Genomic DNA, 12,382 nt, shown 5'->3' with positions numbered 1-12,382 from the left:
GGGCCCCTGGCTAAAGTTGCTTGCCGAGTTTGAAGCCTTTTTCTTCGCCGGGCTCCCGGGTGTAGGAGAAACCGTCGGCCCCCACCGTCACGGCCAGCTCCGACTTGTCTTCCCGAGCCGTGATCGGCTGCGGATTGCCATCGAGGTCCAGCACGGGCGAGGCCTCGGTGTACCAGCTCGGCACCACGGGGTTGCCCCACCAGTCCCGGCGCTGGTTGTCGTGCACATCCCAGGTGACCGTCGGGTTGTCCGGGTCGCCGGTGTAGTAATCCTGCGTGTAGATCTCCACCCGGTGCCCGTCGGGGTCCAGGATGTAGAGGTAGAACGCGTTGGAGACGCCGTGCCGCCCGGGACCGCGTTCGATCCGGTCGGAGATCCGCAGCGCGCCCATTTTGTCGCAGATCTGGATGATGTTGTGCTTCTCGTGGGTGGAGAAGGCGATATGGTGCAGCCGCGGTCCGTCGCCGCCGGTCAACGCGGTATCGTGCACGGTCTGCTTGCGGTACATCCAGGCGGCGTAGGTGACGCCGTCGGAATCCTTGATGTCTTCGGAGACCTTGAAACCCAAGTCCTCGAGGTAGGCCCGGCCTTTCGGCACGTCCGGCGTGACTTGGTTGAAGTGGTCCAACCGGACCAGTTCACCCGCGTTGTACAAGTCGTAGCGCTGGGTGAGCCGCTCGACGTGCTCGGTGTCGTAGAAGAATTCGTACGGGAAGCCCAGCGGGTCTTCCACCCGGACCGAGTCGCCGATGCCCTTGGTGAAGCCGGTACGACGGCGTTCCGTGCGGCAGCCGCGCTCGGCGTACCAGGCCTCGGCCTTGTCCACGTCTTCCGGGGTACGCACCCGGTAGGCGAAAGCGGCGGCAGCCGCCACCGGTCCTTTGCGCAGGACCAGGTTGTGGTGGATGAATTCCTCGAAGGAACGGAGGTAGATCACCTCATCGTCTTCCTCGGTGACGTGCAGGCCCAGCACATCGACGTAAAACGCCCTCGACGCGGCCAGATCGGTGACGACCAGGTCGAGGTAGGCGCAGCGGACGATGTTCGGGGCCTCAGCTTGGAACTCCTGGGCGCGGTCGACGGGGGTGCTCATTTGCTGGCTCCAAATTTCGGCGTGTGCACGGCGCCGAGCGTGATGTGCACGGCTTGCTGGTCGGTGTAGAAATCGATTGAACGGTAGCCGCCCTCGTGGCCGAGGCCGGAAGCTTTAACCCCGCCGAACGGGGTCCGCAGGTCTCGGACATTGTGCGAGTTGAGCCAGACCATGCCGGCTTCGGTACGCTGCGCGAAGTTGTGCGCCCGGGTCAGGTCCCGGGTCCAGATGTACGCGGCCAGGCCGTATTTCACGCCGTTCGCCAACTGGAGCGCCTCTTCATCGGTGTCGAAAGGCGTGATCGCCACCACCGGACCGAAGATCTCCTCTTGGAAGATCCGCGCGCTGGGTGCGACGTCGGCGAAAACCGTGGGGGAGACGTAGCTGCCGTTCTCTTGACCCGCGGGCAGATCGTCCGGCCGCCCGCCACCGGCCAGCAGCCGGCCTTCGTTCTTGCCGATTTCCACATAGGACATCACCTTGGCGTAGTGCTCCGGGTGCACCAATGCGCCGACCTCGGTGGCCGGATCGTGCGGATCGCCCACCACGATGTTCTTGGCCCGGGCCGCATAGCGCTCGCAGAACTCGTCGTACACGCTGCGGTGCACCAGGATCCGGGATCCCGCGGTGCAGCGCTCGCCGTTGAGCGAGAACACGCCGAACAAAGTGGAATCGATCGCGGCGTCCAGGTCCGCATCCTCGAAGATCACTGCGGGCGACTTACCGCCGAGCTCCATGGACAGGCCCTTGAGGTGCTCGGCGGCGTTCCGGAAGATGGTCTGCCCGGTGGTGGTCTCGCCGGTGAAGGAGATCAGCGGCACATCCGGGTGCTTCACCAAGGCGTCGCCGGCTGCTTCGCCGAGGCCGTTGACCAAATTGAACACACCGTCGGGCAGGCCGGCGTCTTTGAAGATCGTCGCCCAGAGCGAGGCCGAAAGCGGGGTGAATTCGGCCGGTTTGAGCACCACGCAGTTGCCGGTGGCCAGCGCGGGTGCCAGTTTCCAGGATTCCAGCATGAACGGGGTGTTCCACGGCGTGATCAGGCCGGCGACGCCGATCGGTCTACGGTTCACGTAGTTGATCTGCAGACCGGGGACCTTCATGGCGTCGTCGAACTGGGCCACGATCAGGTCTGCGAAGAACCGGAAGTTCTCCGCCGCGCGCTGCGCCTGACCACGGGCCTGCTTGATCGGCAGGCCGGTGTCGAAGGTTTCCAGCTCGGCGAGCCGGTCCTCCTGAGCCTCCACGGCGTCGGCGATCCGGTTCAACACCCGGGCGCGTTCCCGGGCTTTCATCCGAGGCCAGGGGCCGTTGACGAATGCTTCACGCGCTGCGGCGACTGCGGCGTCGATGTCTTCCTTCTGCCCGGCCGCAGCTGTGGTGTACGTGGTGTTGGACACCGGGTCGAGCACCTCGAACGTGGCGCCGTTGATCGAATCGACGAACTCGCCGTTGATGTAGTGCTGGATTTTGGCCGGCAGATTCTCCGGGATGTAGTGCTGGCTCATGCGGTCACCTCAGTAGCGTCGACTGGCGTCAGGTAGTCCTTGCCGGCGTCGAGCAAGGCATTGATCTTCACCAATCCGCCCTCGGTCGGGTGGATCAGCGGCGGGCGCACGTAGTCTGAGGAGATCAAACCGCGCTGCGCCATGAGCCATTTGGCCGGCGCCGGATTGGTTTCCGCGAAGAGCAGGTCGACCAACGGATGCACGCCGTAGTGGATGCGCTGCGCGGTCTCCAGATCGCCCGCGATCCAGGCGTTGTACATGTCCGCGGAGGCTTTGGGCGCGATGTTGGCCAGTGCGGAGATGAATCCGACGCCGCCGAGCGCCATGAGCGGCAGGCAGAGCAACTCCAGCCCGCTCCAGACCAGCAGATCCTTGCCCGCCACGTGGAGCACCCGGGAAAAGTGCTCGAAGTCCTTGGTGGTTTCCTTGATGCCCACAATGTTCTCGAAATCGCGGAACAAGCGGCCGACGGTTTCCGGGGCGATGTCGACGGCGGTGCGCGAGGGCACGTTGTAGATGATGAACGGCATGCTCGGGAATTCCCGGGCGATCGTGGCGTACCACTGGTAGAGGGCTTCCTGCGTGGGCCGGGCGTAGTACGGCGTGATGATCATCGAGGCGTCGACGCCGGCGTCGAATGCGGCTTGGGTCAACTCGAGGGTCTCCGGCAGCTGCGCGGTGCCGGTTCCAGCCAGGAACGGCACCCGGTCGCCGACGGCGGCGGCCACGGTGCGGATCGCTTCGGCGCGTTCTTCGACGGACTGCGCACCGGGTTCCCCGGTGGAACCGCCGATGGTGACGCCGTGCGAGCCCGAGGTGATCTGCCACTCGACCATACGGCACAGCGAATCGTGGTCCACCGCACCTGAGTCGCGGAACGGGGTGAACATCGCGGCAAAGGATCCGCGTAAATGTGTCGCCGGATCGGAACGGAATTTCATGGTTCTCCCTATGCGGATTTTTGTTGGCTGAGATAGGCGTCGAGGGTGGCGGAGCGGTGTGCCCGGGCGGCGGCCTCGACCACGTCCGGGGCTGCGCGCGATTCAATGAGCCGAAGCAGCTCTTCGTGTTCGGCGACCGACTGTGCGGCGCGCCCGGGGATGAAGTTGAAGGTCGAGGTGCGCAGTGCGTTGAGCCGGTTCCAGCCGCGGTGCACCAGATCCAGAAGGTGCGGGTTGGGGCAGGACCGGTACAGCACTTCGTGGAAGTCGTGGTTGAGCGAGGTGAAGCGCACCGGATCGAATTGCGCCAGGCAGTCCTTCATCGCCGCGTTGATCCGTTGCGCCTCGGCCAGGTCCACCGCGCCGAGCGCGGGCAGGGAGAGTGCCGTCGCGGCACTTTCCACGATGCTCAGGGTCTGCATCGTGTACAGGTATTCCGTGGGGTCGATGCCGGCCACCGTGGCGCCGACATTCCGTTCGAAAGTGAGCAGCTTCTCGGCTTCGAGCCGCCGGATCGCTTCGCGTACCGGGACGACGCTGACCGCGAGGTCCTCGGCGATCCGGGACAGCACCAGCCGGTGCCCGGGAGCATATTCGCCGGAGAGGATGCGGTTTCGGATCGAGTTGTAGGCGAGTTCGGACTTGCTGGTTGCCCCGGTTTCGACGCTCATCGCTGCAGTGGGTTTTCCTGGGCCCACACCGCGTATTTTTCTTTCCAACCGGCGTTCATCGGGTACAGCCCGTCCACTGCGTGGCCTTCCCGCACCATTTGCGCGATGAAGCTCTCCTCGTGTTCTTGCTGCAAGGAGTCGTCGGCCAATTCGGCGGCCAGAGCCGGCGGGATGACCAGGATGCCGTCGTCGTCGGCCACGATGATGTCACCGGGCTGCACTGCGGCGCCGCCGCAGCCGACGGTCTCATCGACCGCCCACGGCACGTGTTTGCGGCCCAGCACCGCCGGATGCGGATTGGCTGCGAAGACCGGCAGCTCCAGCTCGGCGACCGCGGTGTAGTCACGCACACCGCCGTCGGAAATGATCGCCGCCGCACCATTGTGCATGGCCCGCAAGGCAAGGATGTCGCCGAGGGTTCCGGTGCCTTTTTCGCCGCGGGCCTCCATGACCAGCACTTCGCCTTCGTTGAGCGAGTCGATGGCCCGTTTCTGCGCGTTGTAGCCGCCGCCGAACTCCTTGAACAGGTCTTCCCGGTTCGGGATGTAGCGCAAGGTCCGTGCGGTTCCGACGACCTTTTCACCCGGTCGAGTGGCGGAGAGGCCGTCGATCGAGACGTTGTTGAATCCGCGTTTGCGCAACTGCGAGCTCAGCGTGGCGGTGGCGACCCGGGCCAGTTTGGCCTTGAGCTCCGGGGTCAGAGCGGGTTCCGGCACCGCGGCCGGCGTTCCCCAGGCCTCGGCGCGTTGCAAATCGTCGGCCTGGGGCCGGGCACCGTAGTCGGCCAACGGAGCGGTGCCTTCAGTCACCTCGGTGCGCAGCTTGCCGGTGGACGTGCCGCCGGCAAAAACTTCGATTTCGACGACGTCGCCGGGCACCGCGACCGAAGCGCCGGCAGGCGTGCCGGTGAGGATGACATCGCCCGGTTCCAGGGTGATCAGCTGGCTCAAGTCCGCGATCAGCTGGCTGAACGGGAAGAGCAAATCCGCAGTGTCGTCGTCCTGCACCAGTTCGCCGTTGCACCAGGTCTGGATGCGCAATCCGGCGGGGTCGACCTCGGCAGCGGCGATCAATCCCGGACCGATCGGAGTGAAGCCGTCACCGCCTTTGGAACGGAGATTGGAGCCTTTGTCCGCGTAGCGCAGATCGTAGACGCCGAGGTCATTGCTGGCGGTTACCCATTGCACGTGCGGCCAGGCTTCGGCGGGGGAGACGCGGCGGGCTGCGGTGCCGATGATGAGCGCGATTTCACCTTCGAAACCGAGCAGTTCGCAGCCCTGCGGACGTTCGACCAGGCCACTGGTGCTGAGCGAGCTCGACGGTTTGAGGAAGTATGAGGGGAGTTTCGGGGTACGCCCGCGTTGTGCCGCGCGGGACGGGTAGTTGATGTGCACTGCGATGACTTTGCCCGCTGTGCCGATCACGTCGTCGATCATTCGATTGCCCGAACCCACAGCAGTGCTCCTCAGTTCAGATGAATAAGATATCAAATCGTATACGATCAGCCTAGGACGTGGTGCGCGTCACGTCAAGGAGATTTTGGCTCGCCGAGCGTTGACTTGTGGTTGGATTCAACCCGGCAAAGCCGCCATAGGTCAACGCTCGGCGCGGTGGTCTTTCAGAACCAGAGTCGCAACCTGAACCGGAACTTGTCACCAACTGCTTGTTCTAGTTCGTCGCGGAGCCGGAAGCCTTCCAGATCGAAGTGCCTGCGCAATTCCTCCGATCCGAACAGTCCGGTTCCATGATCCGCATGCTCGTTGAAGAAATGAGCCCATCCTTTGAGATCTTTGTAGAGCTGCGCTGGCAGCAGCCCCGGCCAATCGGGCTCTTTCTCCCAGAAGATCGTGGACATCGGCCAAGTGTAGCCGTAATCCACACTCAACTCGATTTCGGGACGAGGGTCGTCAAGCATGCTTGATTATCGCAAAATAGAGGATGCCGAGTGGCCGGATCTGCAGGCCAAAACTGGGTTTTGACCTGCAGATCCGGCCACTCAACGAGTGATCAGGCGGCGTGTGCGGGCTGTCGAAGCTGCAACTCGAAGAGCGCCTCGCCGCATTCGGCGGCAGTCGGTCGTTGGGCGGCGCCGCGTGCCGTCATCGCAGTGAGCAGTTGCCGCCAATCGGTGTCGATCCACTCCGGTATCGACGGGTCATGGAGCAGTCGGGCGATCGAAGCCTCCAAAGCCGATCCCGGGAATACTTTGGCCCCGGTGAGGCACTCCAGAAGCACCAGGCCCAGGGAGTAGATGTCCGCACTGGCGTGGACTGGTTCGCCCAGCGCCTGTTCCGGGCTGAGGTAGCTCGCGGTGCCGATGGTCACCCCGGGGATCGTGGCTTCGGCACCGTCGTGCAGCCTGGAGACTCCGAAGTCGCAGAGCTTGGGCAATCCGGAGCCGCCCATCAGGATGTTCGCCGGCTTCACGTCCCGATGCACGACGCCGTCCGAATGCACCGCGTCGAGGCCCTGGGCCAGTGCCCAGCCGAGGCGGGCAGTTTTGGCCGGGGTGAATCCGCCAGGATGCCGCGCCAGCAGGGTGCGCAGGTCGCAACCGTCGATGAATTCCATCACCAGGAACGGGCGGGTGCCTTCGAATTCGTCGTCCCAGCTGCCCGAATCCAGAATGCCGACCAGGAACGGATGCTGCAGCCGGCACAGGATCGCCAGTTCGGATTCCCAACTGGTGGGTCCGGGGGAGAAGATCTTGACCGCCACGTTGCGTTTGAGCCGCAGGTCTTCGGCTCGGAAGACCGCGGCGCAGGCTCCGATGCCGATCCGTTCGGCCAGTCGGTAGCGGTCTAGTAGTAAGCGCTCACGCGCGGGGTCAGCAAAATTGCGGTCCATTGCGTTCCTCAAAATGAGTGGGAAGTGAACACATGTGGCTTTGCGCTTCAGTTTAAACCCGCAAAGGCCGACGACGGCGGAAACGCACCAGTCTTGGCGCGTCGCCGCCGTCGTCGGCTTGTTTTTAGACTCCTGCCGGGTCGCTGGCGTGCCAGAGCCCGGTGCTTGCCGCTGCGTTGGCATACTCGGCGAAGCTCCGCGTCGGCCGGCCCAGGATTGCGGCGAGATCTTCACTTACCTCGGCATTTCGGCCGTCGAAAATGCTGCTAAGCATCTCGGCCAAAGGCACTGCATCTTCGGCCGGTATGCCCGCAATCGCCAAATCTGCGACGAACTCGGCGACATCGCTTGCGTGGTAACTGATTTCGCGGCCGGTAGCCGCAGAAAGTCGTTGCGCCATCTGCGCGAAGCTCAGTGATTCCGGTCCGGTGAGCTCGTAGGTCCGGCCCGCATGGCCGTCTTCGGTGAGGACATTCACTGCGGCGTCGGCAAAGTCGTCCAAATCGATGGTCGGTTCGTGCACCTCGCCAGCGGGCAAGAGCAACCGGCCGCGCTGGATTGGGCCGAGCAGCACATGTTCGCTGAAATTCTGCGCAAACCAGGACGCTTGAAGAATTGTCCACTCTGAGATGTTCGACTGGACTGCCTTTATTGCACGTTCCGCGCCTGCTTCGCCGCGCCCGGTGAGCAGGACTGCATGTCGCACGCCCGCGGCGGCTGCTGCGGCGGTGAATTCACCGATCAATTCAGCGGCGCCGGGGGCAGCCAAATCTGGCGCATAACAAAGGTAGACAGCGTCAATTCCGTTCAATGCAGCGGGCCAGCTGAGTCGATCATGCCAGTCAAAACGAGGGTCGCCGATTCTGGATCCGGCGCGATATGCAACGCCGCGTGCTGCCAGCCGGTCGACAATTCGGCTGCCGGTTCGTCCGGTCGCGCCGGTGACGAGGACTTTTCTGGGCTTTTCTCTTGAGGTCATGAAGGTAGTCAATCTAAGATCATTCAGACGAAACATGGTCCAGAGTCTGTAGGGCATACGTTATCGTCTAATTCGATTTATGCTTAGGCCATGGATCCTTGGAGCTATTACCTGGATGGACCCCGTGCACGGCACGCCTTCACAAGAAGGATAGTGATGGACCCGCCGTGGGGCCTCGACGTCCAAGACCAGGCAGCACTGACTCTCATGTTGCTGCTCGAGGGTTCAGCATGGATCGAAGCCGACGGCGCCTTGATGCACTTGGACGCTGGCTCAGTGGCGATTGTTCGGGGTCCAGATGCTTATCGGGTGCTGGACCGACCCGATGCCGAGTCGTCGGTGCGGATCAACTCGGATCAGGGTTGCACTACGGTAGGCGGCGACAGCGTCGAAGTCAGCATGGCGCTCGGTGTCTCAACCTGGGGAAACAGCCTACACGGGCAAACCAGCATGCTTATCGGTACCTACGACGCCGAGGGCGCGGTGGGAGCATGGGTGACCGCAGTGCTGCCACGCTTAGCCGTAGTGTCTCCGGACCACGCAGATGACCGGCTGAAATCATTGGCGATGTTGCTGGACTGCGAATTGGGCCAGCAACAGCAAGGCAAGACCGGCGCGTTGGACCGGTTGCTGGATTTGCTGCTGTTGCACGTGGTGCGGCGTTGGTCCGAAGCTGCCCACCAAGGCGGGCCGAATTGGTCCGATGCGCACCGGGACCCGCTGGTCGCGCAAGCGCTGAGCCTGATTCACGAAGCGCCAGCTGCATCCTGGACGGTGGCCGAGCTGGCTCGACGCTGTTTTGTCTCGCGCGCCACTTTGGCTGCCCGATTCAAGGCTGCGGTAGGGGTCGCGCCGATGTCGTATCTCAGCCAATGGCGGCTCACCCTTGCCAGCGAACGGCTCACTGCAGAACAAACCACAGCAGCCACAATCGCCAGGGATCTAGGATTTTCCAGTCCGTTCGCCTTCAGCACCGCATTCAAAAAAGCCTACGGCGCCAGCCCTACGAGTTATCGGCGGCAAGCTGCACGCAAGACTCCGCAGCTTGAAGCAGCCTTATGAAGCGAGAAATTGGATCGCGGCCTGTTTGAAGGCCCGTGAGGTGATCGCGTTGAAGTGGTTCCGGGCCGGCAGGATCAGAATTTCCGCGTGGCCGCTGAGTTCTGCCAGCCGCGGCATCTCCGCCGCCACCTGGTCCTTTTCTCCGGCCACGAACAGAATCGGCATTTTGGGCACCGATTCCGCGGCATCGTAGGGTTCGGTCTTGACCGCGCGGGCCATCGAGAGCAGCGCGAACATGTCGTTGCCCGGTATCTGCCGGGCCCAGCCGATCAGATCCGCGGTCATCGGGTCCGCGATCGGCGCGCCGGAGGCCAGGAATTCTTCGGCCTCGGCCAGATCGAACATCGCCAGCGGATCGCCGGCAGACGGCCCGCCGAGCACCATCCGGTGCACCAACTCGGGCTGCGTGGCACCGAATTCCCAGGCGAACCGGGCGCCGAGCGAGTAACCGATGATATCCACGCCGGACTCCGGATCGCCGTCGGCCAGCGGCTTGGCGCCTTCGTCGAGCAGGATCTGCAGGATTTCCGCCCGGATCCGGCTCGGTGCATATTCGTCCGACTCCACCGGCGCAGGGTTGCCACCGTGCCCCGGCAGGTCTACTGCGATCACCCGGCGGCCGGCTTCGGTGAGCGGTTGGATCCAGCCCGACTGCACCCAATTGAATTCGGTCGAGGAGCCGAAGCCGTGCAGCATCAGCAGCGGGCGGCCGGAGCCGGCACCGAAACGATGCACCCGCAGCGTGGATGCACGGCCCTCCACAGCGTGGCCTTCCGCCGCCTGCGGCATCAGTCCTCGTCCAGGTTCAGGGAAAGTTTCACCCGGCGCTTCGGGGCTTCTTCCACCGGTACGGTGCCCACGATGCCGGCGGTGTCATCCGGGACTTCGAAGATGATCAGCGGATCGCCGACCTGGATCACCTCGCCTGGCTCGCCGAAAATCCGCAGGACTTTTCCGGCCTGCGGCGAAGGCAGCTCCACGGAGGATTTGGTGGTTTCCACCTCGACCATCGGAGTATTGCGCTCGATCTGGTCGCCCTCGGCAACCAGCCACTCCAGCACGGTCGCATCGAGCAACCCCTCGCCGAGGTCCGGCAACGGGAAGGAAAGTTCAGCCACGTCGGTACTCCAATACCCGTTGGATGCCGAACAGGATCCGGTCCACATTCGGCACGTATTCGTCTTCCAAATCTCCTGAGGGATACGGTACGTCGAAGCCGGTCACCCGTTCAACCGGTGCTTTGAGCAGGTCGAAGCAGGCCTGGGTCAGTTGCGCCGCAATTTCGCCGCCCATCCCGGCGGTCAGCGGCGCTTCATGCACGACGATGGCGCGCTTGGTTTTGGCGACTGAACCCGCCAGCGTGGCGATGTCCAAGGGCTTGATCCAGCGCAGATCGACTACCTCGACCTGGATGCCGTCCTCGGCTGCCAGTTCGGCGACCTGCAAGCAGCGGGCCACCATGGCGCCGTAAGCGACCAGGGTGACGTGCTTGCCCTCCCGGGCGATCCGGGCGCCGTCGAGCATCCCGGGTTCGGCCAGATCGACCGCTTCCTTCTGCCAGTACCGCGGCTTCGGTTCCAAGAACATCACCGGATCAGGCATGGTCGCGGCCAAACGCATCAGGTGGTACGCCTGGTGCGGGTTGGCCGGGGAAACCACCTTGAGCCCGGGCACGTGCGCGAACAGCGCTTCGAGGCTTTCGGTGTGCATCTCCGGGGCGCGCAGCCCGCCGAAGCTCGGTACCCGCAGCGTGATCGGCATCGGCAATTTACCGCGGCTGCGGTAGTTCAGCCGGCCGATCTGCGCGATGATCTGGTTGACCGCAGGGTAGGCGAAGCCGTCGAATTGGACTTCCGGGATCGGGTGGTAGCCGGCCATCGCCAAGCCGACGCTCATGCCCAGGATGCCGGATTCGGCCAAGGGGGTGTCGAAAACCCGGTCGGCGCCGAATTCGGCCTGCAGATCCGCGGTGACCCGGAAGACGCCGCCCAGCTGGCCGACGTCCTCACCCAGCACCAGGACCTTGGGGTCTGCGCGCAGGGCATCAGCCAGTGCGCGGTTGATCGTTTTCTGCATCGAAAGCTCTTCGACCGCTGGTGCCGGGTACGCGGCCCCGGCCTGCTTCTCGATCACTGACTCAGACATGTTCGCTCTCCTCGCGCCAGTGGTTGGCTTGGGCGCGCAACGCCCCGGTCGGTTCCTGGAAGACGAAGTCGAACATCTCGGTGCCCGGCCGCGGGTCCATCGCGGCGACGCCTTCGCGGATGGCGTTCTCTTCGGCCTGCGCCTCGGCCAGGGCCTGTGCGAAGAACTCGTCGTCGGCTACGCCGGCGGTGCGCAATGCCTCGGCGTAGCGGTCCACCGGGTCTTGGCCGCCGTCGGTCCGTTCGTCTTCCAAGCTCCGGTAGCGGCCCGGGTCGTCACTGGTCGAATGCGGGCCACGACGGTAGGTCATCGCCTCGATCAGTACCGGGCCATGGCCGGCCGCCGCGTACGCGCGGGCGGCTTTGGTCGCTGCGTACACCGCTTCGACGTCGTTGCCGTCCACCTGGACAGTGGCCATGCCATAGCCGAGAGCCCGGGCCGAGACCGAGCCGCCGGCCACCTGCCGTTCGGTGGGCACCGAGATCGCCCAGCCGTTGTTCTGCACGAAGAAGATCACCGGCGCTTTGAAGATCGCCGCGAAGTTCATCGCTTCGTGCACATCGCCCTGGGAGGAAGCGCCATCGCCGAAGTAGCTGATCGCCGCGTTCAGGGTGCCGTCGGCCTTCCGGCCGTCCAGGGTCTGGCCGTGCGCCCAGCCGACGGCGTGCAGCACGGATCCGCCGACCACGGCTTGGATCGGGGCGAAACGGCTGGCCGCAGGATCGTAGAGGCCGCCATGCCAGGTGGCTTTGTGCGTGGACATGTAGGCCACCATGTCCACACCCCAAGCCCGGGCCACGCCGACTTCCCGATAGGTGGGGAAAACGAAGTCCGACCCCCGCTCCAAGGCGAACGCGCTGCCCACCTGGGCGGCTTCCTGCCCGCGCCCCGGAGCGTAACCCGGGATGATGCCCTGGCGTTGCCAGGCGATGGCGGAAACATCGAGGTGCCGCACTGCGGCGAGCAGCCGGTACAACTCACGTTGTTGTTCGACGGTCAGCTCGGCTGCCGGCACCTCGAGGGTCGGTGCCGTGGTCGTGCGTTCATGGCGTGGTGCGATGCTCACAGGAGCCTTTCTGCTCGGTGGATCGAAGCCTTCTTGCTGTGAGCCTAGTCACCTACGGGGGACCTTGCAA

13 protein-coding genes are annotated in these 12,382 nt (G+C 64.2%); 1 reads left to right on the top strand and 12 read right to left on the bottom strand.

Translation table 11 applies throughout. The features are described 5' to 3' along the window. Positions 1–10 precede the first annotated feature (10 nt). The 8 genes from hpaD to JOE69_RS03005 form a co-directional block, all read right to left on the bottom strand. The gene (gene hpaD / locus JOE69_RS03040; RefSeq protein ID WP_309796004.1) at positions 11–1,093 is read right to left on the bottom strand and encodes a 3,4-dihydroxyphenylacetate 2,3-dioxygenase; all 1,083 of its coding nucleotides are present in this window, start codon (positions 1,091–1,093) and stop codon (positions 11–13) included. After that, positions 1,090–2,601 (bottom strand): 5-carboxymethyl-2-hydroxymuconate semialdehyde dehydrogenase, encoded by a 1,512-nt coding sequence (gene hpaE, locus JOE69_RS03035; protein WP_309796003.1) that lies wholly within the window; start codon positions 2,599–2,601, stop codon positions 1,090–1,092. The genes hpaD and hpaE overlap by 4 nt, the downstream gene beginning before the upstream one ends. Beyond that, a complete protein-coding gene (dapA, locus tag JOE69_RS03030) occupies positions 2,598–3,542 on the bottom strand; it encodes a 4-hydroxy-tetrahydrodipicolinate synthase (RefSeq protein ID WP_309796002.1) in 945 nt (314 codons plus the stop codon). The genes hpaE and dapA overlap by 4 nt, the downstream gene beginning before the upstream one ends. Before the next feature lie 8 nt (positions 3,543–3,550). Further along, positions 3,551–4,213, bottom strand: a complete 663-nt coding sequence (locus tag JOE69_RS03025) for a GntR family transcriptional regulator (RefSeq protein WP_309796000.1) — start codon at positions 4,211–4,213, stop codon at positions 3,551–3,553. Continuing rightward, positions 4,210–5,649, bottom strand: a complete 1,440-nt coding sequence (locus JOE69_RS03020; protein ID WP_309801107.1) for a fumarylacetoacetate hydrolase family protein — start codon at positions 5,647–5,649, stop codon at positions 4,210–4,212. Before JOE69_RS03020 ends, JOE69_RS03025 begins: the two co-directional genes overlap by 4 nt. A gap of 182 nt (positions 5,650–5,831) precedes the next feature. Continuing rightward, positions 5,832–6,068 carry a penta-EF hand family protein gene (locus JOE69_RS03015; RefSeq protein WP_309795997.1) on the bottom strand — a complete coding sequence of 79 codons (237 nt, stop codon included), beginning with the start codon at positions 6,066–6,068 and terminating at the stop codon, positions 5,832–5,834. A gap of 152 nt (positions 6,069–6,220) precedes the next feature. Further along, the gene (locus tag JOE69_RS03010) at positions 6,221–7,060 is read right to left on the bottom strand and encodes a serine/threonine-protein kinase (protein ID WP_309795995.1); all 840 of its coding nucleotides are present in this window, start codon (positions 7,058–7,060) and stop codon (positions 6,221–6,223) included. Between the two features lie 124 nt (positions 7,061–7,184). Beyond that, on the bottom strand, positions 7,185–8,075 hold the full coding sequence (locus JOE69_RS03005) for a Rossmann-fold NAD(P)-binding domain-containing protein (RefSeq protein ID WP_309795993.1): 891 nt from the start codon (positions 8,073–8,075) through the stop codon (positions 7,185–7,187). A gap of 54 nt (positions 8,076–8,129) precedes the next feature. Here JOE69_RS03005 and JOE69_RS03000 point away from each other — a divergent pair, with 54 nt between their 5' ends. Then, positions 8,130–9,101, top strand: coding sequence for an AraC family transcriptional regulator (locus JOE69_RS03000; protein ID WP_309795991.1), 972 nt, complete (start codon positions 8,130–8,132; stop codon positions 9,099–9,101). Here JOE69_RS03000 and JOE69_RS02995 read toward each other — a convergent pair. The 4 genes from JOE69_RS02995 to JOE69_RS02980 are packed head-to-tail and all read right to left on the bottom strand — an operon-like array spanning position 9,096 to position 12,312. Then, positions 9,096–9,890 carry an alpha/beta fold hydrolase gene (locus tag JOE69_RS02995; RefSeq protein ID WP_309795988.1) on the bottom strand — a complete coding sequence of 265 codons (795 nt, stop codon included), beginning with the start codon at positions 9,888–9,890 and terminating at the stop codon, positions 9,096–9,098. The two genes, JOE69_RS03000 and JOE69_RS02995, sit on opposite strands and share 6 nt — an antisense overlap. Then, positions 9,890–10,219 (bottom strand): biotin/lipoyl-containing protein, encoded by a 330-nt coding sequence (locus tag JOE69_RS02990; protein ID WP_296363590.1) that lies wholly within the window; start codon positions 10,217–10,219, stop codon positions 9,890–9,892. The genes JOE69_RS02995 and JOE69_RS02990 overlap by 1 nt, the downstream gene beginning before the upstream one ends. Beyond that, the gene (locus JOE69_RS02985) at positions 10,212–11,246 is read right to left on the bottom strand and encodes an alpha-ketoacid dehydrogenase subunit beta (protein ID WP_309795986.1); all 1,035 of its coding nucleotides are present in this window, start codon (positions 11,244–11,246) and stop codon (positions 10,212–10,214) included. Before JOE69_RS02985 ends, JOE69_RS02990 begins: the two co-directional genes overlap by 8 nt. Next, the gene (locus JOE69_RS02980; protein ID WP_374709660.1) at positions 11,239–12,312 is read right to left on the bottom strand and encodes a thiamine pyrophosphate-dependent enzyme; all 1,074 of its coding nucleotides are present in this window, start codon (positions 12,310–12,312) and stop codon (positions 11,239–11,241) included. The genes JOE69_RS02985 and JOE69_RS02980 overlap by 8 nt, the downstream gene beginning before the upstream one ends. Between the last annotated feature and the right edge of the window lie 70 nt (positions 12,313–12,382).

The sequence above is a fragment of the Arthrobacter russicus genome (genome assembly GCF_031454135.1).
Classification (GTDB): domain Bacteria; phylum Actinomycetota; class Actinomycetes; order Actinomycetales; family Micrococcaceae; genus Renibacterium; species Renibacterium russicum.
This window is presented reverse-complemented; position numbering and strand designations above follow the sequence as displayed.